Origin of the sequence: Castellaniella ginsengisoli, from assembly GCF_040955415.1 — a bacterium.
In the GTDB taxonomy this organism is placed as follows: domain Bacteria; phylum Pseudomonadota; class Gammaproteobacteria; order Burkholderiales; family Burkholderiaceae_B; genus Castellaniella; species Castellaniella ginsengisoli.
Genome location: NZ_CP158257.1, coordinates 2,624,421 through 2,648,874, shown reverse-complemented (window position 1 = coordinate 2,648,874; position 24,454 = coordinate 2,624,421). Strand labels below are relative to the sequence as shown.

Genomic DNA, 24,454 nt, shown 5'->3' with positions numbered 1-24,454 from the left:
ATGGAATTTCTGATCGACAATCTCGCACCGATCATGTTCTTCAACCTGATCGTGTTCCTGCTGCTGGGCTTTCCGGTCGCTTTTTCCCTGGCCGCCACGGGGGTGCTCTACGGCCTGGTCGCCATCGAATTCAACCTGATGAGCCCGCTGCTGTTCCAGGCGCTGCCCCAGCGGATATTCGGCATTGTGGGCAACGATACCTTGCTGGCCGTGCCTTTCTTCACGTTCATGGGCCTCATCCTGGAGCGCTCGGGCATGGCCGAGGATCTCCTCGATACGGTCGGCCAGCTCTTCGGCCCGCTGCGCGGCGGGCTGGCCATTGCGGTGGTGTTCGTCGGCGCATTGCTGGCGGCGACCACCGGCGTGGTGTCGGCCTCGGTCATTTCCATGGGGCTGATTTCGCTGCCCATCATGCTGCGCTACGGCTATGACCGGCGCCTGGCCTCCGGTGTGATCGCCGCTTCGGGCACGCTGTCCCAGATCATCCCTCCGTCCCTGGTGCTGATCATCCTGGCCGACCAGCTCGGCCGCTCCATCGGCGACATGTACCGCGGCGCCATGCTGCCGGGCCTGCTGCTGGCCGGGACCTACATGGCGTACATCTTCCTGGTGGCCGTCGTGCGGCCCAGCCGCGTGCCGGCCTTGCCGCCCGAAGCGCGCGGCTTCGTCGATGAGCGCGGCCGGCGGGGCCTGAGGTCTCTGGCCATCCTGACCGCGATCGCGGCGGCGGCCGCCTACTGGGGATCGGATCATTATTTCCGCGCGCATACCGAAGTGCCGGTGGACGAGCGCGTCGTCATCGTCCTCCTGATCTGGGGCCTGGCCGCCCTGGTGATGGCGTTGGCCAACAAGTTCCTGCGCCTGAAACTGCTGTCGCCCCTGGCCGAGCGGGTCGTCTTCGTGATGATCCCGCCGCTGGCGCTGATCTTCCTGGTGTTGGGCACCATTTTCATCGGCGTGGCCACGCCCACCGAGGGCGGCGCGATGGGGGCCGTCGGCGCGCTGGTGATGGCGGTGTCGCGCGGCCGCTTCACCATGAAGCAATTGCGTCAGGCCATGGAAAGCACGGCCCGGCTGTCCTGCTTCGTGATCTTCATCCTGGTGGGCTCGACGATCTTCAGCCTCAGCTTTCGGGGCATCAACGGCGACATCTGGGTGGAGCAGTTGCTGCTGCACGTGCCGGGCGGCGAATTGGGCTTCCTGGTCGTGGTCAGCGTGATGACCTTCTTCCTGGCCTTTTTCCTGGATTTCTTCGAACTGGCCTTCATCATCGTGCCGCTGCTGGGGCCTGTGGCCGAGAAAATGGGTATCGACCTGATCTGGTTCGGGGTGCTCTTGGCGGTCAACATGCAGACCTCCTTCATCCATCCGCCGTTCGGTTTCGCCTTGTTCTACCTGCGGTCGGTCGCCCCCAAAGAGGACTACCACGACCGGGTCACGGGCGCCTTGATCCCCAAAGTGACCACGGCCCAGATCTACTGGGGCTCGATTCCCTTCATCGTCATCCAGATCCTGATGGTGGCGACAGTGCTGGCCTTCCCGGGCCTGGTGACCCACTACAAGAACGATGCGCCCACGGTCGATCCGGCCAGCATCACGTTCGGCCAGGACAGCGTTTATGGCCAGGACGGCTACGGCGCAAGCGACGCCGGCGCCGCTTTCCAATGAGCGCGCCGGACGCCGTCCCCGGTGCGCGCCGCACGCGCATCAAGATCTGCGGGCTGACCCGCCCGCAGGATATCGACGCAGCCGTGACGGCCGGCGTCGATGCGATCGGCCTGGTCTTTTATCCGCCCAGTCGCCGTCGCCTGGCCCTCGACCAGGCCGCCGCGCTGCGCGCCCGGGTGCCGGCCTTTGTCGGCGTCACGGCGCTGTTCGTCAATCCGGATGTCCAGTTGGTGCGCAGCGTGATCGACGCCGTGCATCCCGATCTGCTGCAATTTCACGGCGAGGAGCCGCCAGACTTCTGCGCGGGATTCGGCGTGCGCCACATGAAGGCTTTCCGGGTCGGCGCGCCGGGGCTCGATACGGCGGCCGGGCTGGCCCGTGCCTGCGTGAGCCATGGCCGGGCGGCCGGATGGCTGTTCGACAGCTACAGCGCCGGATACGGCGGCAGCGGCAGCAGCTTCGATACGGCCTTGCTGGCCGACGTGCCGCGCGGCGCCGGTGTGCCGGCCCTGGTCCTTTCCGGCGGCTTGACGGCGGAAACGGTGGGCGGGCAGATCGCCGCCCTGGAGCCGTTCGCCGTCGACGTCAGCAGCGGGGTGGAGTCGGCGCCGGGGATCAAGGATCCAGCCCGCATCCGGGCGTTCGTGCAAGCGGTGCGGGCCGCCGATGCGGCCCCGGGCGAATTTTCAGGCGGTGCGCCGGCGGGCTGAGTGGTTGGCGGCCAGGGCTGCTAGAGTGCAGGCTGCGCCGGACAGCAGATACACGCTGATTCCGCCCAGGCCATAGCGGTCCGAAACCCCCAGCGCGACCAGCGGCGCGAAAGCCGCGCCTACAAGCCAGGCCAGATCGGCGGTCAATGCGGCGCCCGTGTAGCGGCAAGCCGGCAGGAAATGGGCCGTGGCCGTGCCCGAAGACTGTCCGTAGGACAGGCCCAGCAGGACGAAACCGAGCAGGATGAAGACGTCCTGGCGCATCGCGCCGCCGCTCAGCAGCCAAGGCGAGGCGAGGGCAAAGGCGCCGATCAGCACGGCCACCAGACCGAGCGTATGGCGCCGGCCGATGCGATTGGCGAGATGTCCGGAATACAGCATGGCTCCCAGGGCGATCGCTGCGCCCACGAGCTGGATCGACAGCACTTGGGACACCGTTCTTTGGTGCTGCAGGACGAGCCAGGATAGCGGGAACAAGGTGACCAGGTGGAACAAGGCGTAGCTCGCCAGCGAGGCGAAGGCGCCGGTGACGATATGCCTGCCCTGGGTGCGGACCATCTCCAGCGTGCCGATCGGGCGCAGTTCGCGTTCTTCCAGCAGGCGCGAGAACTCATTGTCCATCACCAGCCGCAGGCGGGCGAACAGGCCCACGACGTTGATGGCGAAGGCCACGAAGAACGGGAAGCGCCAGCCCCAGCCGAGGAAATCAGCAGGCTCCAGACGGGTGTACAGGTACAGGAACAGGGCGCCGGCCGCGAAGAAGCCGATGGGCGCCGACAGTTGCCCCAGCATGGCATACCAGCCGCGCCGCCGGACGGGCGCATTCAAGGCCAGCAGCGAAGGCAAGCCATCCCAGGAGCCGCCCCAGGCGATGCCTTGCAGGCAGCGAAAAAGCGCCAGCAGGATGATGGCGTGTGCGCCCAGCGTTTCGTGGACAGGCAGGAAGGCGATGCCCGCCGTTGCCGTGCCCAGCAGAAACAGCGCCGCCGTCAGTTTTGCGCACCGCCCCCAGTGCTTCTGCACGCGCATGAAGAGCGCCGTGCCGAAGGGCCGGACGATGAAGGCCAGAGCGAAGATGGCAAAGGCGTACAGCGTGCCGGTCAGGGGATCCGCGAATGGAAAGAACACCTGGGGAAACACGATCGCCGATGCGATCCCGTAGGTGAAGAAGTCGAAGTGTTCCGACGTGCGGCCGATGATCACGCCAACGGCGATGTCGCCCGGGGAGACGGAAGGGTGGCCCTCGGCCTGGCGCGCGGCTCTGGCCTGGTCATCTTCCCGTGCGCGCGCTCCGGGCAAGCGGGTGCTGAGGGTATCTGCTGTCATCGAGTTCTCCTGGTGTGCGATGCGGGCCGCCGCGCGCAGCGGCCTCGCACATAGGATTCCATGCCGGCGAGGGGGTTCGCCATTGGACATTACCCGCAGTAACCATGTTGCTTGAAGGGGCATGAGTCAAAATGTCCAATTTTCACCTTGACCTTTCATATCTATAGTATCGGCCTCCGCTTGAATACACCTGAAATCGGCGCATAAGGCAATGAGGCACAACAAGGTTCTGAAAATAATGCTGGGCGTCGGCCCGGCTCTGCTGCTGGGCGGCTGTGACGCCGTGCTGCTGAATCCGTCGGGCGATGTGGCGCTGCAGCAGCGCAACCTGATCTACGCCGCGACCGGCCTGATGCTGATCGTCATTCTGCCGGTGATCGTCGCCACGATCCTGTTCGCCTGGCGTTACCGGGCGGCCAACCGCAAAGCGCGCTATGACGCCGATTGGGACCATTCCACTCGCCTGGAGCTGATGATCTGGTCGGTGCCGCTGCTGATCATCATCGTCCTGGGCAGCATCACCTGGGTCAGCACCCATCTGCTCGATCCCTATCGCCCGCTGAGCCGGATTTCGGCCGACAAGCCCCTGGCCGCCTCCATCGAACCGCTCACCGTCGAAGTCGTGGCGCTGGATTGGAAGTGGCTGTTCATCTATCCGGAATACGGCTTTGCCACCGTCAATGAACTGGCGGCGCCGGTGGACCGCCCGATCCGTTTCAAGATCACGGCGTCTTCGGTCATGAATTCCTTTTTCATCCCCGCCCTGGCCGGCCAGATCTACGCCATGCCCGGCATGCAGACGATGCTGCACGCGGTGATCAACGCGCCCGGCGAATATGGCGGCATGTCCGCGAACTATAGCGGCGCGGGCTTTTCCGGCATGCATTTCCGCTTTCATGGCCTGGATCAGTCCGGATTCGAGGCCTGGGTGGAGAAGAATCGCGCCGCTGCGGGCGTTCTGGACCGCGCGGCTTATCTTGAACTGGAGAAACCCAGCGAGAACGATCCAGTGCGCCGCTGGGGGGGTATTGATCCCGACTTGTACCGCCTGATCCTGAATCGCTGCGTGCGGCCCGGCTCGACCTGCATGAGCGATCTCATGCCGCCTATGGAGAAGTAAAGATGGATTTGCGAACCTGGATCCTGGGCAGGCTCAGCCTGGAAGCCATTCCCTACCACGAGCCCATCCTGGTGGCCACTTTCATCGGGGTGGCCGTGACCGGACTGGCCGTCCTGGCCCTGATGACACGCTACCGTCTCTGGGGGCCTTTGTGGCGCGACTGGATCGTCAGCATCGATCACAAGAAAATCGGCATCATGTACATGGTGCTGGGGGTCGTGATGCTGCTGCGCGGTTTCGCCGACGCCGCCATGATGCGCCTGCAGCAGGCGGTGTCTTTCGGCGACGCGCTGGGCTACCTGCCGCCGCATCACTACGACCAGATATTCACGGCGCATGGCGTGATCATGATTTTCTTCGTGGCCATGCCGTTCATCACCGGTCTGATGAACTACATTGTGCCGCTGCAGATCGGCGCGCGCGACGTCGCCTTCCCGTTCCTGAACAACTTCAGCTTCTGGATGACCACGGGCGGCGCCGTCCTGGTGATGATGTCCTTGTTCGTGGGCGAGTTCGCCCGCACCGGCTGGCTGGCCTACCCGCCGCTCTCGGGCCTGGACTTCAGCCCCGACGTGGGGGTGGACTACTACATCTGGGCCTTGCAGGTTGCGGGGGTGGGCACGCTGCTGTCGGGGATCAACCTGGCGGTCACCATCATCAAGATGCGCGCGCCGGGCATGAAGCTCATGAAGATGCCGGTCTTCACCTGGACCGCCCTGTGCACCAACATCCTGATCATCATCACTTTCCCGGTGTTGACGGCCACGCTTGCACTGCTCGGCATGGACCGTTACCTGGGAACCCAGTTCTTCACGAACGACCTGGGCGGCAACCCGATGATGTACGTGAACCTGATCTGGATATGGGGCCACCCCGAAGTCTATATCCTGATCCTGCCGCTTTTCGGCGTGTTCTCGGAGATCACTTCCACGTACTGCGGCAAACGCCTGTTCGGCTATACCTCCATGGTGTATGCGACCATCGTGATCACGGTCCTGTCCTACCTGGTCTGGCTGCATCATTTCTTTACCATGGGATCGGGCGCCAGCGTGAATTCCTTCTTTGGCATCACGACGATGATCATCTCGATCCCCACGGGGGCGAAGATCTTCAACTGGCTGTTCACCATGTACCGGGGCCGCATCCGCTTCGAGCTGCCGATGATGTGGACGGTGGCTTTCATGATCACTTTTGTGATCGGCGGCATGACGGGCGTGCTGCTGGCCGTGCCGCCGGCCGATTTCGTGCTGCACAACAGCCTGTTCCTGATCGCGCACTTCCATAACGTCATCATCGGCGGAGTGGTGTTCGGTCTGTTCGCCGCGATCAATTACTGGTTTCCGAAGGCCTTCGGCTTCCGCCTGAATGTGTTCTGGGGGAAGTGTTCGTTCTGGTGCTGGGTCGTGGGCTTCTGGGTCGCCTTCATGCCGCTCTACATCCTGGGCCTGATGGGCGTGACCCGCCGCCTGAGCCATTTCGAGGATCCCTCGCTGCAGATCTGGTTCCAGATCGCTGCCGTCGGGGCCTTCCTGATCGCGCTGGGCATTGCCTTCTTCCTGGTGCAGCTCTATGTCAGTTGGCGCGATCGCGAAACCTTGCGCGACCATACCGGCGATCCCTGGGACGGCCGCACGCTGGAATGGTCGACCTCGTCCCCGCCGCCGGATTACAACTTCGCCTTCACGCCGCGCATCCATGAGCGCGATGCCTGGTGGCACATGAAGCAGGCGGGCTACCGCCGGCCCGAAAGCGGCTTCGTCGACATCCACATGCCGAAGAACACTGCCGCCGGCTTTACGCTGGCCGTGCTGAGCTCGATCCTTGGCTTCGCCCTGATCTGGCACATGTGGGCGTTGACGATCGCTTCTTTCGCCCTCCTGATCGCCGCCGCCATAGGCCACACCTTCAACTACCGCCGCGATACCCACGTCAGCGCTTCGGACGTGGCGCACGCGGAGGAAGCCCGTACTCTGCAGTTGGCCCGCCATGTCTGATACCTCCATCCTGCACGCCCCCGCCGCCGACGATGCCCGCTTCATCGTCCGGGAACCCCTTCATCCGGAAAACGGCACGCTGCTCGGCTTCTGGATCTATCTGATGAGCGATTGCCTGATCTTCGCCTGCCTGTTCGCCGTGTACGGCGTGCAGGGCAGGGCGTATGCGGGCGGCCCGACCGGCGCCGATCTGTTCGATCTGCCGCTGGTGGCGGTGAATACGGCCATGCTGCTGTTCTCGTCGATCACCTATGGCTTCGCGATGCTGGAGTCGCAGCGAGGCCGGCTGCGGGGGACGCTGGCCTGGCTGGTCGTGACCGGGCTGTTCGGGCTGGCCTTTCTGGGGCTGGAACTGTATGAATTCCACCACCTGATCGAGCACGGGGCAGGCCCCTGGCGCAGCGCCTTCCTGTCGTCCTTCTTCGCGCTGGTCGGCACCCACGGCCTGCACGTGACCTTCGGAGTCGTGTGGCTGGTCACGCTGCTGTGTCAGCTTGGCCGCCACGGCCTGATTCCCGAGAACCGCCGCCGGCTGATGTGCCTGTCGATGTTCTGGCACTTTCTGGACGTGATCTGGATCGGCGTCTTCACCTTTGTCTACCTGATGGGAGTGCTGCCATGAGCCACGATCACGCCACGCCCGGGCACCAAGCGGACCTCGCCGGGGAGGGCGGCCATGCCCCCGGCACGTTCAAGGGCTACATGACCGGCTTCATCCTGTCGGTGATCCTGACCGTGATCCCGTTCTGGCTGGTCATGGACGGCGTGCTGGCGAGTTCCAGCGCGACCGCTCTTGCGATCCTGCTGATCGGCGCCGCGCAAATGGTCGTGCATATGGTGTATTTCCTGCACATGAGCCCGCGCTCCGAAGGAGGCTGGACATTGCTGGCGCTGATTTTCACCATCATCATCGTGGCCATCGCTTTAGCGGGGTCGCTATGGGTGATGTACCATTTGAACGTCAATATGATGCCGGAGCATTTGCACGACATGTCGTCGATGTAGTCTCCGGGCGGACGCGGGCACGCTTCGGCCGGCCGCGTCCGCCGCTTTCCGGGTCCGCCTCCTTTCTCCCCTCCCGTGCCTCAACGCCCCTCACGCCCGCTGCCCACCGGATGGCTCGTCCTCTGGACCGTCCTTCTCGCGGTGGCGCTGGGCGGCTTCATGGCGCTGGGCACCTGGCAGGTCCACCGGATGTACTGGAAGCATGCGCTCATCGCCCGGGTCGACGGCTTCCAGCATGCACCGCCCACCCCCGCGCCGGGGGCTGAGGCCTGGTCCGGCTTGAGGGGCGAGCTCGACGAGTACCGGCGAGTCGCGCTGCAGGGGGTCTTGCTGAATCACGAAATCCTGGTCCAGGCCAACACCCGTCTTGGCGCCGGCTTCTGGGTCATGACGCCGCTGCGCCGGGACGACGGCAGCATCGTCTTCATCAACCGCGGTTTCGTCGATGCCGCGCACCGCGATCCCGGCCGCCGGGGCGAAACCCCGCCGGCAGGCCCGATCCGGATCGAAGGCCTGCTGCGTTTTTCGCAGCCGGGCGGCGGTTTCCTTCGAAGCAATGCGCCGGCCGAAGGCCGCTGGTATTCGCGCGACGTGGCCGCCATGGCGCAGTTTCTGGGCTTGCAACCGGTTGCGCCATATTTCGTCGACCAATCCGCGAACGGCGCGGCCGACATCCATGCGCCGGCGCCGCGCCGGTGGCCCGTGCCCGGCTTGACGGTCGTGCATTTTCGCGATGCGCACCTCAGCTACGCATTGACCTGGTACGCCCTGGCGGCCATGACGGCGGCGGCCATGGTTTATGGCGCGCGCCAGGAATGGCGGCGCCGCGCCAAGGGGGCGATATGATTGAGCGGCCGCCGGCATTTGCGGACGGCATGCACGTGGCGGGCCGGCAGAACCTGCGTCTGCTGATCCAACTGCGCTGGATCGCAGTGCTCGGCCAGGTGCTGGCCATCGTCGTAGCCGTGGACGGATTTTCCCTGGCGCTCCCGTTGTTCAACATGGCGCTGGTGGTGGGGCTGTTGATCGTCTACAACCTCTTCAGCCAGTTGCGCCTGAAGTGGCATTTTCCCGTGAGCCAGATCGAGTTGTTTCTGGCGCTGCTCGTCGACGTCATGGCGCTGACCGCCCAGCTTTATTTGAGCGGCGGCGCCACCAATCCCTTCATTTTTCTCTACCTGCTGCAGGTGGCGCTGGCGGCCGTCCTGCTGCAAAGGCGCACGACCTGGATGATGGCGGGCGTGACCTCGGCCGCGTTCGCCGGGCTGGTGCTGACGCACCATCATGGCTATACCCTGCCCCTGGATCTGGGCGGGGGGCTGGACAGCCCCTTCGTGCTGGGGATGCTGGCCTGCTTCGCCTTGAACGCCGTCCTGCTGGCGGCCTTCATCACGCGGATCACCCAGAACGTACGCACGCGCGACGCGCGCCTGGCCGCGCTGCGCCAGCGCGCGTCCGAAGAGGAACATATCGTTCACATGGGCCTGCTGGCCTCGGGAGCGGCCCATGAGCTGGGCACCCCTCTGGCGACCCTGGACGTGATTCTGGGCGACTGGGCGCATGCGCCCGCCGTGGCCGCCGACGCCGAACTGCAACGGGACGTGCGGGATATGCAAGCGCAGGTGCAGCGCTGCAAGACCATCCTGAGCGGCATCCTGATGTCGGCCGGCGAAGTGCGCGGCGAAGTCCTGACGCGCACCACCGTGACGGCCTTTCTCGATGGGCTGGTGGCGCAATGGCGGCAGGCGCATCCTTGGGCCCGCCTGAAATACAGCCGCCGGATCGATACGGATGCCGTGGTGATCGCCGACCGGGGCCTCCAGCAAATGGTGTTCAACGTCCTGAACAACGCCCTGGAAGCCTCGCCCTCTCTGCAGCAACTGACCGCCGTCCTGGAAAACGGCCAGCTCATGCTCGAAGTGCGCGACAGAGGGCCGGGCTTCGTCCAGGAAGTCCTGCATTCGCTGGGCAAGCCCTACCGGTCCACCAAGGCGCAGCCGGGCAGGGGGCTGGGCTTGTTCTTGTCGCACAAAGTGGCGCGCTCCTTGAGCGGCACCTTGAGCGCGAACAATCTGCCTGAAGGCGGTGCCTGCGTCACGATTCGTTTTCCCTTGTCCGCCCTGACGCCAGAGGATGCCGATGAATCCGCCGATTGAAGAGGGCGCCGACGCGCGGCGCCTGCTGCTCGTGGTCGAGGATGACGAGTCGCTGTCGCAGTCCCTTGTGCGCTCGTTCGAGCGCCGCGGCTACCGCGTGCTGCGCGCCGCCAGCCTCGAATCCGTCGAGGCGTTGCTTGCGCAGGGCCACGCGCCCGGCTACGCCGTCGTGGATTTGAAGCTGCAAGGCGAGGCTTCCGGCCTGGCCTGCGTGCAACGGTTGCACGCGCATGCGCCCGGGATGCTGATCGTGGTGCTCACCGGCTTTGCCAGCATCGCGACGGCCGTCGAGGCGGTCAAGCTCGGCGCCTGCCATTACCTGGCCAAGCCCTCGAATACGGACGATATCGAACGCGCCTTCGCCCGCACCGAGGGCGACGTCGAGGCGGCTCTGGCGCCGCGCCAGGCGTCGATCAAGACGCTTGAATGGGAGCGCATCCACGAAGTGCTGGCGGCGACTAATTTCAATATTTCAGAGACGGCCCGCCGGTTGGGCATGCACCGCCGCACCTTGGCGCGCAAGCTGGAAAAACGCCAGGTTCGTTGATGGGGCGTTTCCACGCTGTGGCATCAAACGCCGGGAGGCACCGGTCTTTGATGGGGTCGGAAGAGGGTGTTGATTTGTTTATTGGTTATTGATTCCAATGCTTTTTTGTTTTTTGGTATTTTATTCTTCATCCGCCCCTTCATCTCGCACCCAAGCTACAATAATTGCCGCCGCAGGGATATCCCTTGCAGAAAATATTGATGCCGGCGGGTAGACTGAACGCCGCATCGCACGATCCGGACACGACCCGGCATCGCCCCCCATTCAAAGGAGCCCCTTCATGAATCTGCATCCCGTCCTTCGCAAGCTCGCGGGTGCCGCCGCCGTGGTCGGCGCGCTGGCTGCCGCGCAGGCCCAGGCTCAATCCGTGGCGGTCGCCTCTATTGTCGAGCACCCCGCCCTCGATGCCGTGAGGGACGGCGTGCACGAGGCGCTGGCCTCGGCAGGCTACACCGAGGCCAAGGGCCTGAAATGGCAATTCCAGACGGCCCAGGGCAACACCGCCATCGCCGCCCAGATCGCCCGCAAGTTCGTGGGCGACAAGCCCGACGTCATCATCGCGATCGCCACGCCGTCCGCTCAGGCCGTGGTTGCCGCCACCAAGTCCATTCCGGTGGTCTATTCAGCCGTCACCGATCCGGTCGCCGCCCAACTCGTGCCGGGCATGGAAGCCTCGGGTACCAACGTCACGGGCGTGTCCGATGCGCTGTCGCTTGAAAAGCAGGTCGAACTGATCAAGCAGGTCGTGCCTGACGCGAAAAAGGTCGGCATGGTCTACAACCCCGGCGAGGCCAATTCCGTGGTGGTGGTCAAGCGCCTGCGCGAACTGCTGCCGCAATCGGGCATGAGCCTGGTCGAAGCCACCGCCGCCCGCACCGTGGATGTGGGCGCCGCCGCCCGCAGTCTGGTCGGCAAGGTCGATGTGATCTACACCAACACCGACAACAACGTCGTGTCCGCCTACGAATCCCTGGTCAAGGTCGGCAATTCCGCCAAGATTCCCCTGGTGGCTTCCGACACCGACAGCGTCAAGCGCGGCGCCATCGCCGCCCTGGGCGTGAACTATCACGACCTGGGTATCCAGACCGGCAAGCTGGCGGTGCGCATCCTGAAAGGCGAAAAGCCCGGCGACATTGCCTCCGAAACCAGTTCCAAGGTCGAGCTCTACGTCAATCCCGGCGCAGCGGCCAAGCAAGGCGTGACCTTGTCGGACGCCCTGGTCAAGTCCGCAGCCCAGGTCATTCAGTAATTCCCGCTCGTTCCGCGTTCCCGGGCCGCCTCGAGGCGGCCCGGCCGTCATTGCGGCGTTCACGCGTGGAGCCGCATCCAGAGATTTTCATCCCATGTCCATCTATTCCATGTGGGGCGCCCTCGAGATCGGGTTGATATTCGGCCTGGTCGCACTGGGCGTCCTGATTTCCTTCCGCGTGCTGAATTTCCCCGACCTGACCGTGGACGGCAGCTTTCCCCTGGGCGGGGCAACGGCCGCCATCCTCATCCATCACGGCACGGACCCCTTTCTGGCAACCGGCGTCGCAACCCTGGCCGCCGGTTTCGCCGGCATGGTGACGGGCTGGCTCAACGTCCGGCTCAAGATCATGGATCTGCTGGCCAGCATCCTGATGATGATCGCGCTGTATTCGATCAACCTGCGCGTCATGGATGCGCCCAACGTGCCGCTCATCACCGATCCCACCGTGTTCACGGTACTGCAGCCCGGCGGCATCGAGGATTACATCGCCCGGCCGCTGGTCCTGCTGGCGCTGGTGGTGGCCGTCAAGCTGCTGCTGGACTGGTTTTTCGCCACCCAGGTAGGCCTGGCCATGCGTTCGACGGGTTCCAACCCGCGCATGGCGCGCGCCCAGGGGATCCGCACGGACAACATGGTGTTGCTGGGCATGGCGATTTCCAATGCCCTGTGCGGCCTGGCCGGCGCCTTGTTCGCGCAGTCCCAGGGCGGGGCGGATATCTCCATGGGCATCGGCACCATCGTCATCGGCCTGGCGGCCGTCATCATCGGCGAATCCATCATGCCCAGCCGCCGCCTGATGGTGGCCACGCTGGCGGTGGTGATCGGCGCCGTGCTCTATCGTTTCTTTATCGCCTTGGCGCTGAACGCGGATTTCGTGGGCCTGAAGGCCCAGGATCTGAACCTGGTCACCGCGGTGCTGGTCACCGTGGCGCTGGTGATCCCGCTGGTCAAGCAGCGCTTGTCGAAAAAGAGGGTCTGAACCATGCTGAGCGCACAAAATCTGCATCTGACCTTCAATCCCGGAACCCCGATCGAGACCCAGGCCTTGCGAGGCATGTCCCTCGACATTCCGGCAGGCCAGTTCGTCACTGTGATCGGCTCCAACGGCGCCGGCAAGTCCACGTTCCTGAACGCCATCTCGGGCGAGCAGGCCGTGGATGGCGGCGCCGTCCTGATCGATGGCGAGGACGTCACCCGACAGGCGGTCTGGGATCGCGCCCGCAAGGTCGCGCGCGTCTTCCAGGATCCGATGGCCGGCACCTGCGAGAACCTGACCATCGAAGAAAACATGTCCCTGGCGCTAGGCCGGGGCCAGTTCCGCAGCCTGCGCCAGGCGGTGCGCGAAGAAATGCGCGCACTGTTTCGCGAACGCCTGGCCATGCTGGGGCTGGGGTTGGAAGATCGCCTCACCGACCGGATCGGCCTGCTCTCGGGCGGCCAGCGCCAGGCCGTCAGCCTCTTGATGGCGGCGCTGCGTCCTTCGCGTATTTTGCTGCTGGACGAACACACGGCGGCGCTGGATCCCCGCACCGCCCAGTTCGTGCTGGATCTGACCGCCCGCATCGTGGCGGAGCACGGCCTGACCACGATGATGGTCACCCACAGCATGCGCCAGGCGCTGGATGTGGGCGACCGTACCGTCATGCTGCACCAGGGCCGCGTGGTGCTGGACGTTTCCGGCGATACCCGCCGGGGTCTGGAAGTCCCCGACCTGCTTGCCATGTTCGAGAAAGTTCGAGGCGAGGAACTAGCCGACGACACCCTTCTGCTGGGATGAGGCTGGACACAAAAGGGTCCCTGCGGACCCTTTTGTGCCTGCCGAATCCGAGCGGCTTGCAAGCCGCGAGGTGGACAGTCCGAGTCGCGCCAAGCGACGAGGGGGATATTACGGCTGGAGATTATTTTGTGCCTGCCGAATCCGAGCGGCTTGCAAGCCGCGAGGTGGCTAAAACAAAATTGACAAAAAACGTTCCTTTTGTCAAAATTCGCCGATGTCACCCAAGCTGAGTTCGAAAGCTATGATCGCGCGGCGCGCCAGGATACTGGACGCGGCGCGCTGGTGCTTTTTGAATTTCGGCTTCGCCCGCAGTTCGCTGGGGGACATCGCCCAGCGGGCGGGCATTTCCCGCACCTTGCTTTACCGCAGCTTCAAGGACAAAGAAGACCTTTTCATGCAGGTCTTCGATGACTGGATGCTGTCGCGCCTGCCCCTGGCCATGGAAGTGGTGCACGCGCCCGGCACGAAGCGTAAGCGTCTCTTCGAGGTCTGCCGATGCGTGTTGCTGGAGCCCTGGTCCGAGATGGAGGCCGCCCCGATGTCGGGTGAGTTCCTGGAGATATGCCGGGGCTTGAGCCCCGAGGTCGCCGGCCTGCATCGCACCCGCTTGCTGGCGTGTCTGAGTGAAGTGCTTGATGATCCCGAGGTGGCGCTGGTGTTTCTGCTGGCGCTGGAGGGCATGATCGAGGATCAGCCCCGCCTGGAAGTCCTGGAGCGCCGGGTCCGCATTCTGGTGGATCGCTTCACGGCGGAAGGCTCCTGACGCATGGGTTCCGACGACACCTGCCGCCGCGTATCGAATTGCAATGTTTTGACCTTATACTTTTGGCTTGCCCGCAGACCCGGATATTCCGGCCCCCGTCTTGCCGGGCTGCCATCCTCCGCTTCATCCAACTGAAAATATCATTTCTGGAGCTTTTCCTATGGCCTTGAATCGACTGACCACCGGCCGGACCCTGTGGCCCTTGGCGCTGGCGTCGCTGCTGACCCTGGCTGCCTGCTCGGACGAGCCGCAGCAAGGGATGGAGGGCATGAAAGTCCCGGTCAGCGTGATCCAGGTCCAGCCTCAGGCCGCCGTCCTGCGCACGGAACTGCCCGGCCGCGTGCAGGCGATCGAAGACGCCGAGATCCGCGCCCGGGTCAACGGCATCGTCCAGTCCATCGATTTCGAGCAGGGCAGCAAGGTCAAAGCCGGCCAGTTGCTGTTCACCATTGATCCGGCGCCGTACCAGGCGGCGCGCGATCAGGCGGCGGCGCAGTTGAAGAACGCCCAGGCGGCCGCACAGACCGCCCGTCTGCTGGCGCAGCGCTACACCAAGCTCATCAAGCAGCATGCAGTCAGCCAGCAAGACTACGACAATGCCGTCGCCCAGTCGCGCCAGGCCGAGGCCGCAGTCGCCGCCGCCCAGGCCGCGCTTGAATCGGCCAAAATCAATCTCGACTACACGCGGGTCACGTCGCCCATCGACGGCACGATCGGCAAGGCCCAGGTCACCGTCGGGGCGCTGGTCAGTGCCACGTCCGCCACTTCGCTGGCAACCGTGCACCGGCTCGATCAGGTCTACGTGGACATCACCCAGCCGGTGGCGCAGATCGCCGAGTTGCGTCGCCAGATCGCCGACGGCATCGTCAAGCCCGACGCCAACGGCGATGCCCAGGCCGAAATCCTGCTGGATCGCGGCACGACCTACCGGCATCCCGGCAAGCTGCTGTTTTCCGGCGTGGCGGTCGATCCCGGCACCGGCCAAGTCAATTTGCGCGCGCTGTTTCCCAATCCCGAGCAGATCCTGCTGCCTGGCCTGTATGTGCGCGTGCGCCTGGCCCAAGGAGTGGACCAGCAAGCGCTGGTCGTGCCCGAGCAGGCCATCCAGCGCACCTCCGACGGCAAGAATACGGTCGTCCTGATCAAGGACGGCAAGGCGGTCTTCACACCGATCGAAGTCGGTCCGCGCACGGAACACGGCTATATCGTGTACCAGGGCATCCAGGCCGGCGATCAATTGATGGTCGAAGGCTTCCAGAAAGTCCGCCCAGGCGCGCCGGTCCAACCCATGCCCTGGAAGCAGGGCCAGGGCGACGCGGCCGGGCAGGGCGGCGCTCAGCCGGCTGCGGCGAGCGGCCAGCCGGGGGCTGAAAAACCCGCCGGCGACGCGTCAGCCGCCGCCAAGCCCGCCTCTGGCCAGGCCCACTGAGCCGGCTTCGGCCGCCCGACACTCCCCCGGATTCCACGCGAGCTCTCATGCCACAGTTTTTCATTGAACGACCGATCTTCGCCTGGGTGGTGGCGCTGGCCATCGCCCTGGCCGGTATCCTGGCCATCCCCAACATGGCCGTGTCGCAGTACCCCGACGTGGCGCCGCCTACGGTGAACATCAACGCCACCTATCCGGGCGCTTCGGCATCCGAGGTGGCCACCAGCGTAGCCAGCGTCATCGAAAACGAACTGAACGGCGCCAAGGGTCTGCTGTACTACGAATCAGTCAGCGACTCCAACGGCCAGGCCGAGATCACCGTCACCTTCGCCCCGGGCACGGATGCCGACCTGGCCCAGGTGGACGTGCAGAACCGGCTGTCCAACGCCACCGCCAAGCTGCCCGCGGCCGTGACGCAGCAGGGTTTGAAGGTCAGCCAGTCGAATTCCGGCTTCTTGATGGTGGTCACGCTGTCGTCCAAGGACGGCTCCGTCGATCAGTACGCCCTGGCCGATTACATCACGCGCAACATCCAGAACCCGATGTCGCGGATCAAGGGCGTGGGCAAGTTCCAGCTTTTTGCCGCCAGCCGCGCCATGCGCGTCTGGGTCGATCCGCAGAAACTGGTCGGCTACGGCCTGAGCATGTCCCAGGTGAACAGTGCCCTGGCATCGCAGAACATGGTCATTTCCGGTGGCCTGCTGGGCTCGCCGCCGAATCCGGATTCGCAGCGCACCGTGGCGCCGCTCACCGTCAACGGCCAGCTCACCACGCCGGAAGAGTTCGGCGCCATCGTGCTGCGGGCCAACCCGGATGGCTCCTCGGTGCGCATCCGCGACGTCGCCCGGGTCGAACTCGGCTCGGACAACTATCAATTCGGCGCGCGCCTGAACGGCAAGGCCACGGCGGCCTTCGCCCTGTCATTGACTCCCACGGCCAACGCCCTCGAAACCGCAGAGCTGGCCAAGGCCAAGATGGCTGAACTGTCCAAGTTCTTTCCCGAGAACATCACTTATCAGATTCCCTACGATACGTCGCCCTACATCGACCTTTCGATCGAGCAGGTGGTCCACACGCTGCTCGAAGCGATGGTGTTGGTGTTCGTGGTGATGTTCGTGTTCCTGCAGAACGTGCGCTACACCCTGATCCCCGCGCTGGTGGTGCCGGTGGCGATGATGGGGGCTTTCGCGGTGATGCTGGCCCTGGGCTTCTCCATCAATGTGCTGACCATGTTCGCCATGGTGCTGGCTATCGGGATTCTGGTGGACGATGCCATCGTGGTGGTGGAAAACGTCGAGCGCATCATGGCGGAAGAGGGCCTGTCCCCCAAGGAAGCCACCAAGAAAGCCATGCCGCAGATCAGCGGGGCCATCGTCGGGATCACGCTGGTGCTCACGACGGTGTTCCTGCCGCTGGCCTTCATGTCCGGCTCGGTGGGGGTGATCTACCGCCAGTTCTCCGTGGCCATGGCGGTGTCCATCCTGTTTTCCGCCGTGCTGGCGCTCAGTTTCACCCCGGCGTTGTGCGCTACGATTCTCAAGCCCATTCCCAAGGGGCACCATGAATCCAAAGGCGGGTTTTTCGGCTGGTTCAACCGCGGCTTCGATCGCACCACGCAAGGCTACACCCGCTGGGTCACGCGCAGCCTGAAGCGCACTTTGCGCATGATGCTGGTCTTCGCCCTGCTGGTGGGCGTGATGGGTTGGATGTACCTGCGTCTGCCCACCTCTTTCCTGCCCGAGGAAGACCAGGGCTATGTGATTGCCAACATCGAGCTGCCCTCAGGCGCTTCGTCGAACCGCACGGTGGAAATCATCGAGCAGGTCGAAAAATACTTCATGGCGCTGCCGCAGGTGGCCGACATCATCGCCGTCCAGGGCTTTAGCTTCAATGGCAACGGCCTGAACGCCGCCATCGCTTTCGTGCCCCTGAAGGATTTCTCCGAACGCAAGGGGCCGGGCGATTCGGCCCAGGCGATATCCAACACCGCCATGGGGCGCTTGCTGTTCGGGTTGCCCGATTCCATGGTGGTGTCCATCACGCCGCCGGCGATCTCCTCGCTGGGCAATGCCTCGGGCTTTGACCTGCGCCTGGAAGACCGCAGCGGCGTAGGCAGCGATGCCTTGCAGGCCGCCACGCAGCAATTGCTGCAACTGGCTTCGCAAAGCCCCATCCTGACCGGGACGCGCATTACCGGCCTCGGGCCGGGGCCCCAGCTCAAGGTGGACATCGACCGTGACAAAGCCGCCGCCCTGGGCGTGGATTTCTCCGAGGCCGCCCAACTGATTTCCACGGCGATCGGCTCGTCCTACGTCGGCAAGTTCACCAATCAGGGCTGGGTGCAGAACATCTGGGTGCAGGCGGAGCAGGACGCCCGCATGGATCCGGACGATATCCTGCGGCTCAATGCCCGCAATGCCAATGGCGAAATGGTGCCGCTGTCCTCGTTCGTGACCTTGTCCTGGACTCAGGGGCCGGTCCAGATCGTCCGCTACAACGGCTACGAATCGATCCGCATCGGCGGCTCGGCGGCGCCGGGCTACTCCACCGGCCAGGCCATGGCCGAAATGGAGCGCCTGATCACTCAGTTGCCGCCCGGCCTGGGCTACGAATGGACGGGCCTGTCCTACCAGGAAATCCAGGCGGGCAGCCAGTCCGCGATCCTGATGGGCTTGTCGATCCTGGTGGTCTTCATGGTGCTGGCCGCCCTTTATGAAAGCTGGGCCATCCCCCTGTCGGTGATGCTGGCCGTTCCGTTGGGCATGCTGGGCGCCGTGCTCCTGAGCAGCCTGATGGGCAAGGACAACGACGTGTACTTCATGGTCGGGATGGTGACCGTGATCGGTCTGGCGGCCAAGAACGCCATTCTGATCGTGGAATTCGCCAAAGACCTGTACGCCAGTGGCGCGGGCCTGGCCGATTCCGCCATCGAGGCCGCGCGGCTGCGTTTCCGCCCGATCCTGATGACGTCCTTCGCTTTCATCCTGGGGGTGGTGCCCCTGGTGACCGCCAGCGGCGCAGGCGCGGCCAGCCAGAACGCCGTGGGCCTGGGCGTACTGGGCGGCATGCTGGCGGCCACGCCGCTGGCCGTGCTGTTCGTGCCGACTTTCTTTGTGGTGATTCTGAAATTGTTCAAGACCAAACCGAAACTGCTGGGCCATCAAGCGCCGCATATCCCCGCCGCAGGCGAATCCGGCTCGGGAGACAAGGCATGATGAATCGACGTCTTCCCGCGCGTGCGCTGGCCATCTCCGCCCTGAGCCTGGCGCTGGGCGCCTGCTCGCTGGCGCCCACCTATCATCGGCCGCAGGCGCCGATCCCCGACCGATTCCCGGTCGTGGCGGCCGAGGCGGGCCAGGCCGAACTGCCCTCCTGGCGGGATTTCTTCCGGGATCCCCGTTTGCAGGCCCTGGTCGAGCTGGCCCTGAAGAACAACCGCGATCTGCGCATTGCCGTGGATCGCGTCGAAGAGGCTCGCGCCCAATTCGGCATCGTCCAGAGCGATCGGCTGCCGACCATCGGCGCGATGGGTTCGGGCCAGATCACCCGGGCGCCCGCCGACATGCGCAACGGCGGCGCCGACGCCAGCTCCGTCAGCCGCAGCTATACCGCGGGCGTGGGCATGACGGCTTTCGAGCTGGATTTCTTCGGCCGCGTGCGCAACCTCAGCGAGGCGGCCTATCAGTCCTATCTGTCCACCGACCAGGCACGCCGCACCGTCCAGTTGGGCTTGATCGCCCAGACGGCCGAAGCGTATTTCCGCCTGCGCTCGGCTCAGGTCCTGCACGGATTGATGGAGCAGACCCTGGAGGCCCGCAAGGGTACGCTGGATCTGGTCCAGTCGCGTTTCGACGTCGGGGTGGCCTCCGACCTGGATCTGGCCCAGGCCCAGGCCCAATACGATACGGTGCGCGCCGATCAGATCGCCACCGAGCGCGCCATGGCGCAGGCCGGCAATGCCTTGCAGTTGATCCTGGGCATGCCGGTTCCCGACGATTTGCCCGAGCCGCTGCCGTTCGGCCGCGAGCAATTGCTGCCGTCGCTGCCTGCGGGGCTGCCGTCACAATTGCTGGAGCGCCGCCCCGACATCGTCGGCGCCGAGCATGACCTCATGGCGGCCAATGCCCAGATCGGGGCCGCCCGCGCTGCGTTTTTCCCGCGGATTTCCTTGACCGGGCTGTTGGGTTTTGCCAGCCCCGATCTGGATGCCTTGTTCGGCGGCAGCCATCGCTACTGGCAGTTTTCGCCTCAGATCCAGATGCCGCTGTTCTCGGGTGGAATCAAGGGCAATCTGGACTTGGCCAAGGCTCGCAGCAACATCGCCGTCTCGGCCTACGAAAAGGCCATCCAGACCGCGTTTCGCGAAGTGGCCGACGGGCTGGCCGGCGAGGCCACCTACAGCCGCCAGCTCGACGCCCTGCGCGCGACCGAAGAATCGGCGCTCAGGGCCCTGAAGCTTGCCCAGATCCGCTACGAGACCGGCGTGGACAGCTTCCTGCAGGTGCAATCCGCGCAGATCGCCTTGTACGGCGTGCAGCAGCAGTTCATCCTGTTGGGCACCGACGCTTTGTTCAATCGCGTGGAGCTCTACAAGGCGTTGGGCGGCGGCTGGTCGGCCGACGATCTCCCCGAGGAGGCCGCCTGATATGGAACTGGGCGTCAACATCGATCATGTCGCCACCCTGCGCCAGCAGCGCCTGACGTCGTACCCCGATCCTCTGCAGGCCGCATTGCGCGCCGAAGAGGCCGGGGCCGACCTGATCACCCTGCATCTGCGTGAGGACCGGCGCCACATTCAGGATGCCGATGTGCGCGCAATCCGTCCGGCCTTGCGCACGCGCATGAACCTGGAGTGCGCCATTACGCCGGATATGCTGGCGATCGCCTGCGACATCCGTCCCCAGGATGTCTGCCTCGTGCCTGAAAACCGGCGTGAGCTGACCACCGAGGGCGGCCTGGACGTGCTGGGTCGCTATGATGAAGTCGCTGCCGCGGTGGCGCGGCTGCACGACGCAGGCATCCGCGTGTCCCTGTTCATCGATCCCGAAGCCGGCCAGATCGCCGCGGCCGCGCGCGCAGGGGCCCGGGTGATCGAGCTGCATACCGGCGCCTACGCCGACGCGGCCGATGCCGGGGCCCGGGCCGCGCAATTGGAACGCGTGCGCGCCGCCGTCGCCGTGGGCGTGGGCGAAGGCCTGCGGGTCAACGCGGGCCATGGCCTGCACTACGACAACGTCGGGCCCGTGGCCGCCTTGCCCGGGATCGCCGAGTTGAACATCGGCCATGCGATCGTGGCCCAGGCCGTCTTCGACGGCTGGGAACCCGCGATCCGCCGCATGAAAGCCCTGATGATCCAGGCGTCCCGTTCCTAGGAGTTTGATGACGATGTCCCCCTTGTTCGATGTCCTGCTCGGCCGTCAATCGGTCAAGTTCGTCCAGGCGCCCGGACCAACCGATGATCAGCTCGACCTGATCCTGCAGGCGGCTTTGCGCGCACCCGACCATGGTGCGGTCAGGCCATGGCGTTTCGTCCTGGTGCGCGGCGCCGATGTCCCCGCGCTGGTGGATGTGGGCGTGCGGGCCGGCCTCGCCGCCGGCGCGCCCCTGCCGCAACCCAAGGTGGACAATGCCCGCAAATGGCTGTCGAAAGTGCCCCTGGTGATCGCCCTGGGCTGCCGTCCGGATCCGGCCGGCCGCATTCCTGAACACGAAAGCCTGCTGGCCGTGGGCGCGGCGGCGATGAACATGCTCAATGCCGCCCATGCACTGGGTTTCGGCGCTTTCTGGAGCACCGGCATGGGCACTTATCTCGACGGCGTGGGTGAAGCGCTGGGCTTTGATGCCCTGGACGAGCGTTTCATGGGTTATCTCGCCATCGGCACACCCATCGATGCGCCTCATCCGGTCGAGCGCCCGGATTGGCGGGATCACGTGTCCGAATGGCACGCGCCGGCAAGGGCCTGACCCTCCAGACCCTCGAGGATCGGGCATTCCGGCCGGTCGTCGCCATGGCAGCGCCGCGCCAGCTCACGCAAGGTGGCCGCCATGCCGCTCAGCAAGGCGGCCTTGGCTTCCAGCGATTCGATGTGCGCCAGCGCCAGGCGCTTGACCTCGGCGCTGGCGCGTGCCCGGTCGCGCCACAGGCTGGTCAGTTCCCCGATCTGCTTCAGTGAAAATCCCAGATCGCGCGCGCTGCGGATGAAACGCAGGGCATGCAGGTCGGTTTCGCCATATTGGCGGTACCCGGCGGCGCTGCGGGCCTGCGGCACGAACAGCCCTTCCTGCTCGTAGTAGCGGATCATTTTGGGGCTCAGCCCCGTGCGTGCGGCCGCTTCGCCGATCGTGAGCGGTTTCTGGGGGGCGGCATCGACGGTTTTTTCAGCGCTGGCGGCGCATGGGCGCAGGCGGGGTTCAGCCATGACGGGCCTCCAGGGGCAACCACCTCAAACGCAGGGCGTTGACGACGACGAAGACGCTGGACAGCGCCATCGCGCCGGCGCCCAGCATGGGCGAAAGCTGCAGCCCCGTGAAAGGATACAGGGCGCCGGCCGCGACCGGGATCAGGGCGGCATTGTAGGCAAACGCCCAGAACAGATTCTGCCCGATGTTGCGCAGCGTCAGCCGCGACAGGGCGATGGCGCGGGCGACCGAGTTCAAGTCCTCGTTCATCAGCACGACATCGGCCGACTCGATGGCCACGTCCGTTCCCTGGCCGATGGCGATGCCCACGTCCGCCGTTGCCAGGGCGGGCGCGTCGTTGATGCCGTCGCCGACGAAGGCCAGCACGCCGGTTTCACGCCGCAGGTCACGCAGCAACGCCGCTTTGTGCTCGGGCAGGGTCTGGGCATGGACAATGTCGATGCCCAGTTCGCGCGCCACGGCGTGGGCGGCGGCCTCGTGGTCGCCGGTGATGAGCGCAGTCTTCAACCCCAGCGCATGCAGGCGGTCGATGGCCTCCCGGGCGCTGGGGCGCAGCGTGTCGGCTACCGCCAGCACGCCTGCCAGCCGACCGCCGCGCGCCGCCAGAAAGACCGTCTTGCCTTGCGCGGCCAGCGCCCGGATCCGCGCGGCGACCGCGGGTTCGACCGGTATGTCCCGGCTACGCATCAAAACCTCGTTGCCCAGCAGCCAGTCGTGTCCCGCGACCCGGCCCTGTACGCCCGCGCCGGTCAATGCTGCGAATTGCTCCACGGCCTCCAGCGTGTGCCCCTGGGAGCGGGCGGCCTCCAGCAGCGCGTGCGCAATCGGGTGTTCCGAGGCACTTTGCACCGAGGCCACGGCCGTCAGCAGGCCCGCGCGATCCAGGCCGGCCAGGGGCAGCACATCGCTGAGCGCGGGGCGCCCCAAAGTCAGCGTGCCGGTCTTGTCGAAAGCCACTACGCGGGCATTGCGCAGGCGCTGCAGCGCGTCGCCCCGACGAAAGACGATGCCCAGACCGGCCGCGCGCCCTGTGGCCACCATGATCGAGATCGGCGTCGCCAGGCCCATCGCGCAGGGGCAGGCGATGATCAGGACCGCGACTCCGGCGATCAGCGCATGCGTCAATCGGGGCTCCGGTCCCCAGGCCAGCCACCCCAGGAAGGCCAGTGCGGCCAGCGCCATCACGGCCGGTACAAACCAGCCGGTGACCCGGTCCACCAGCCGCTGGATCGGCAGCTTGGAGCCCTGGGCCTGTTCGACGAGGCGGATGATGTGCGCCAGGACTGTGTCGGCGCCCACTTGCGTGGCGCGCAGCACCAGGCTGCCGCGCGTGTTCAGCGTGCCGCCGATCAGGCGGTCGCCCGCGCGGCGGGTGATGGGCATGGGCTCGCCCGTGATCATCGATTCGTCCACCCAGGATTCACCCTCGACGACCATGCCGTCGACCGGGATTTTCTCGCCGGGCCGCACCCGCACCTCGTCGTCGACCGCCAGCGCGTCGATCGGCAGTTCGGCCCAATCGCCGCCGCGCCGAGCCCAGGCCGTGCGGGGCCGCAGGCCGATCAGGTGGCGGATGGCGGAGCCGGCCCGGCCCCGGGCGCGGGCTTCCAGCCAGCGGCCCAGCAGGATCAGCGTGGCCACGACGGCGGCGGCCTCGAAATACAGGTGACGCGCTTCATCCGGGAAGAGGGCGGGCGCGGCCGTCACCAGCGTCGAATACAGCCAGGCGCTGCCGGCGCCCAGAGCGACCAGCGTGTTCATGTCGGGCCCCAGGTGCCGCAAGGCCTTGAAGCCGCGCGTGAAAAAGGCGCGGCCCGGGCCGGCCAAGACGGCGGTGGCCAGCGCGAATTGCGCCCACGCCAGCGCCTGAGGGTCGATCCGGGCCTGGATCGCGTGATGGAGCGCAGGGATCAGATGCCCGCCCATTTCCACCAGAAACACGGGCAGCGTCAGCGCCAGCGCCAGAAAGAAACGCCGGCCGGCGGCGGCGTCCTCGTCTTCTTCAGCAGGATCGGCGGCGCCGTCGCGGTGGAGCAAATGTGCCTGGTAGCCTCGTTTTTCCACGGCTTCGATCAAGATCTGGGGATCGGCGCCTTCGGGCGTCAAGGTGACATGGGCCTGGCGCGTGGCCAGATTGACGCTGGCCTGAGCGACGCCCGGGACTTTCGACAGCGCGGTTTCGACCCGCCGGACGCAAGAGGCGCAGGTCATGCCGCCGACCTCCAGGTCGATGGTGGAAGAGACGGGCAGGGCGGGCATGGACGGACTCCGGTTCATTGCAATGATT

General features: G+C 65.5%; 21 protein-coding genes. 18 read left to right on the top strand and 3 right to left on the bottom strand.

Annotated features, from left to right (window positions below; all coding sequences use genetic code 11):
- Positions 1–1,668 (top strand): TRAP transporter large permease subunit, encoded by a 1,668-nt coding sequence (locus tag ABRZ00_RS12490; RefSeq protein WP_368644320.1) that lies wholly within the window; start codon positions 1–3, stop codon positions 1,666–1,668.
- The gene (locus ABRZ00_RS12485; RefSeq protein WP_368641810.1) at positions 1,665–2,378 is read left to right on the top strand and encodes an N-(5'-phosphoribosyl)anthranilate isomerase; all 714 of its coding nucleotides are present in this window, start codon (positions 1,665–1,667) and stop codon (positions 2,376–2,378) included. The genes ABRZ00_RS12490 and ABRZ00_RS12485 overlap by 4 nt, the downstream gene beginning before the upstream one ends.
- On the opposite strand, the gene ABRZ00_RS12480 is transcribed toward ABRZ00_RS12485, so the two are convergent.
- Complete coding sequence (locus ABRZ00_RS12480) at positions 2,355–3,704, bottom strand: MFS transporter (protein WP_368644319.1); 1,350 nt, start codon at positions 3,702–3,704, stop codon at positions 2,355–2,357. The genes ABRZ00_RS12485 and ABRZ00_RS12480 overlap by 24 nt on opposite strands.
- Positions 3,705–3,915: 211 nt before the next feature.
- Between ABRZ00_RS12480 and cyoA the strand changes: the two genes are divergently transcribed.
- The 16 genes from cyoA to ABRZ00_RS12400 all read left to right on the top strand — a co-directional run bounded on the left by cyoA (position 3,916) and on the right by ABRZ00_RS12400 (position 21,711).
- A complete protein-coding gene (gene cyoA, locus ABRZ00_RS12475; RefSeq protein WP_368644318.1) occupies positions 3,916–4,824 on the top strand; it encodes a ubiquinol oxidase subunit II in 909 nt (302 codons plus the stop codon).
- A 2-nt stretch (positions 4,825–4,826) separates the two neighbouring features.
- Positions 4,827–6,818, top strand: coding sequence for a cytochrome o ubiquinol oxidase subunit I (gene cyoB / locus ABRZ00_RS12470; RefSeq protein ID WP_368644317.1), 1,992 nt, complete (start codon positions 4,827–4,829; stop codon positions 6,816–6,818).
- Positions 6,811–7,440 carry a cytochrome o ubiquinol oxidase subunit III gene (cyoC, locus tag ABRZ00_RS12465; RefSeq protein WP_368644316.1) on the top strand — a complete coding sequence of 210 codons (630 nt, stop codon included), beginning with the start codon at positions 6,811–6,813 and terminating at the stop codon, positions 7,438–7,440. The genes cyoB and cyoC overlap by 8 nt, the downstream gene beginning before the upstream one ends.
- Positions 7,437–7,823, top strand: a complete 387-nt coding sequence (gene cyoD, locus ABRZ00_RS12460) for a cytochrome o ubiquinol oxidase subunit IV (RefSeq protein WP_368641815.1) — start codon at positions 7,437–7,439, stop codon at positions 7,821–7,823. The genes cyoC and cyoD overlap by 4 nt, the downstream gene beginning before the upstream one ends.
- Positions 7,824–7,898: 75 nt before the next feature.
- Positions 7,899–8,669, top strand: coding sequence for an SURF1 family protein (locus tag ABRZ00_RS12455; protein ID WP_368644315.1), 771 nt, complete (start codon positions 7,899–7,901; stop codon positions 8,667–8,669).
- The gene (locus ABRZ00_RS12450; protein WP_368644314.1) at positions 8,666–9,979 is read left to right on the top strand and encodes an ATP-binding protein; all 1,314 of its coding nucleotides are present in this window, start codon (positions 8,666–8,668) and stop codon (positions 9,977–9,979) included. The genes ABRZ00_RS12455 and ABRZ00_RS12450 overlap by 4 nt, the downstream gene beginning before the upstream one ends.
- Positions 9,963–10,526, top strand: coding sequence for a response regulator transcription factor (locus ABRZ00_RS12445; RefSeq protein ID WP_368641818.1), 564 nt, complete (start codon positions 9,963–9,965; stop codon positions 10,524–10,526). Before ABRZ00_RS12450 ends, ABRZ00_RS12445 begins: the two co-directional genes overlap by 17 nt.
- A 280-nt stretch (positions 10,527–10,806) precedes the next feature.
- A complete protein-coding gene (locus ABRZ00_RS12440; protein WP_368647702.1) occupies positions 10,807–11,775 on the top strand; it encodes an ABC transporter substrate-binding protein in 969 nt (322 codons plus the stop codon).
- Positions 11,776–11,869: 94 nt separating this feature from the next.
- Entirely contained in the window at positions 11,870–12,757 is an 888-nt protein-coding gene (locus tag ABRZ00_RS12435) for an ABC transporter permease (protein WP_368641820.1), read from the top strand.
- Positions 12,758–12,760: 3 nt separating this feature from the next.
- Positions 12,761–13,555 (top strand): ABC transporter ATP-binding protein, encoded by a 795-nt coding sequence (locus ABRZ00_RS12430; protein WP_343835214.1) that lies wholly within the window; start codon positions 12,761–12,763, stop codon positions 13,553–13,555.
- Between the two features lie 241 nt (positions 13,556–13,796).
- Positions 13,797–14,318 (top strand): TetR/AcrR family transcriptional regulator, encoded by a 522-nt coding sequence (locus tag ABRZ00_RS12425; RefSeq protein ID WP_368641821.1) that lies wholly within the window; start codon positions 13,797–13,799, stop codon positions 14,316–14,318.
- Positions 14,319–14,478: 160 nt separating this feature from the next.
- Positions 14,479–15,747, top strand: a complete 1,269-nt coding sequence (locus tag ABRZ00_RS12420) for an efflux RND transporter periplasmic adaptor subunit (RefSeq protein WP_368641822.1) — start codon at positions 14,479–14,481, stop codon at positions 15,745–15,747.
- Between the two features lie 47 nt (positions 15,748–15,794).
- Positions 15,795–18,962 carry a multidrug efflux RND transporter permease subunit gene (locus ABRZ00_RS12415; protein WP_368641823.1) on the top strand — a complete coding sequence of 1,056 codons (3,168 nt, stop codon included), beginning with the start codon at positions 15,795–15,797 and terminating at the stop codon, positions 18,960–18,962.
- A complete protein-coding gene (locus ABRZ00_RS12410) occupies positions 18,959–20,392 on the top strand; it encodes an efflux transporter outer membrane subunit (RefSeq protein ID WP_368644313.1) in 1,434 nt (477 codons plus the stop codon). The genes ABRZ00_RS12415 and ABRZ00_RS12410 overlap by 4 nt, the downstream gene beginning before the upstream one ends.
- Before the next feature lies 1 nt (position 20,393).
- Positions 20,394–21,119, top strand: coding sequence for a pyridoxine 5'-phosphate synthase (gene pdxJ / locus ABRZ00_RS12405; protein ID WP_343835206.1), 726 nt, complete (start codon positions 20,394–20,396; stop codon positions 21,117–21,119).
- 7 nt (positions 21,120–21,126) lie between these two features.
- The gene (locus ABRZ00_RS12400) at positions 21,127–21,711 is read left to right on the top strand and encodes a nitroreductase (RefSeq protein WP_368641825.1); all 585 of its coding nucleotides are present in this window, start codon (positions 21,127–21,129) and stop codon (positions 21,709–21,711) included.
- On the opposite strand, the gene cueR is transcribed toward ABRZ00_RS12400, so the two are convergent.
- Both cueR and ABRZ00_RS12390 read right to left on the bottom strand, forming a co-directional pair.
- Positions 21,675–22,166 (bottom strand): Cu(I)-responsive transcriptional regulator, encoded by a 492-nt coding sequence (gene cueR / locus ABRZ00_RS12395; RefSeq protein WP_368641826.1) that lies wholly within the window; start codon positions 22,164–22,166, stop codon positions 21,675–21,677. The two genes, ABRZ00_RS12400 and cueR, sit on opposite strands and share 37 nt — an antisense overlap.
- Positions 22,159–24,426, bottom strand: coding sequence for a heavy metal translocating P-type ATPase (locus ABRZ00_RS12390; RefSeq protein WP_368644312.1), 2,268 nt, complete (start codon positions 24,424–24,426; stop codon positions 22,159–22,161). The genes cueR and ABRZ00_RS12390 overlap by 8 nt, the downstream gene beginning before the upstream one ends.
- Between the last annotated feature and the right edge of the window lie 28 nt (positions 24,427–24,454).

Bases quoted from the DNA above. Each gene is read 5' to 3' on its own strand.
- cueR (WP_368641826.1), bottom strand. From the start codon at position 22,166: ATGGCTGAACCCCGCCTGCGCCCATGCGCCGCCAGCGCTGAAAAAACC.
- ABRZ00_RS12440 (WP_368647702.1), top strand. From the start codon at position 10,807: ATGAATCTGCATCCCGTCCTTCGCAAGCTCGCGGGTGCCGCCGCCGTG.
- ABRZ00_RS12490 (WP_368644320.1), top strand. From the start codon at position 1: ATGGAATTTCTGATCGACAATCTCGCACCGATCATGTTCTTCAACCTG.
- cyoA (WP_368644318.1), top strand. From the start codon at position 3,916: ATGAGGCACAACAAGGTTCTGAAAATAATGCTGGGCGTCGGCCCGGCT.
- ABRZ00_RS12410 (WP_368644313.1), top strand. From the start codon at position 18,959: ATGATGAATCGACGTCTTCCCGCGCGTGCGCTGGCCATCTCCGCCCTG.
- ABRZ00_RS12435 (WP_368641820.1), top strand. From the start codon at position 11,870: ATGTCCATCTATTCCATGTGGGGCGCCCTCGAGATCGGGTTGATATTC.
- cyoD (WP_368641815.1), top strand. From the start codon at position 7,437: ATGAGCCACGATCACGCCACGCCCGGGCACCAAGCGGACCTCGCCGGG.
- ABRZ00_RS12430 (WP_343835214.1), top strand. From the start codon at position 12,761: ATGCTGAGCGCACAAAATCTGCATCTGACCTTCAATCCCGGAACCCCG.
- pdxJ (WP_343835206.1), top strand. From the start codon at position 20,394: ATGGAACTGGGCGTCAACATCGATCATGTCGCCACCCTGCGCCAGCAG.
- ABRZ00_RS12390 (WP_368644312.1), bottom strand. From the start codon at position 24,426: ATGCCCGCCCTGCCCGTCTCTTCCACCATCGACCTGGAGGTCGGCGGC.
- ABRZ00_RS12415 (WP_368641823.1), top strand. From the start codon at position 15,795: ATGCCACAGTTTTTCATTGAACGACCGATCTTCGCCTGGGTGGTGGCG.
- cyoB (WP_368644317.1), top strand. From the start codon at position 4,827: ATGGATTTGCGAACCTGGATCCTGGGCAGGCTCAGCCTGGAAGCCATT.
- ABRZ00_RS12425 (WP_368641821.1), top strand. From the start codon at position 13,797: ATGATCGCGCGGCGCGCCAGGATACTGGACGCGGCGCGCTGGTGCTTT.
- ABRZ00_RS12445 (WP_368641818.1), top strand. From the start codon at position 9,963: ATGAATCCGCCGATTGAAGAGGGCGCCGACGCGCGGCGCCTGCTGCTC.
- ABRZ00_RS12400 (WP_368641825.1), top strand. From the start codon at position 21,127: ATGACGATGTCCCCCTTGTTCGATGTCCTGCTCGGCCGTCAATCGGTC.
- cyoC (WP_368644316.1), top strand. From the start codon at position 6,811: ATGTCTGATACCTCCATCCTGCACGCCCCCGCCGCCGACGATGCCCGC.
- ABRZ00_RS12420 (WP_368641822.1), top strand. From the start codon at position 14,479: ATGGCCTTGAATCGACTGACCACCGGCCGGACCCTGTGGCCCTTGGCG.
- ABRZ00_RS12450 (WP_368644314.1), top strand. From the start codon at position 8,666: ATGATTGAGCGGCCGCCGGCATTTGCGGACGGCATGCACGTGGCGGGC.
- ABRZ00_RS12485 (WP_368641810.1), top strand. From the start codon at position 1,665: ATGAGCGCGCCGGACGCCGTCCCCGGTGCGCGCCGCACGCGCATCAAG.
- ABRZ00_RS12480 (WP_368644319.1), bottom strand. From the start codon at position 3,704: ATGACAGCAGATACCCTCAGCACCCGCTTGCCCGGAGCGCGCGCACGG.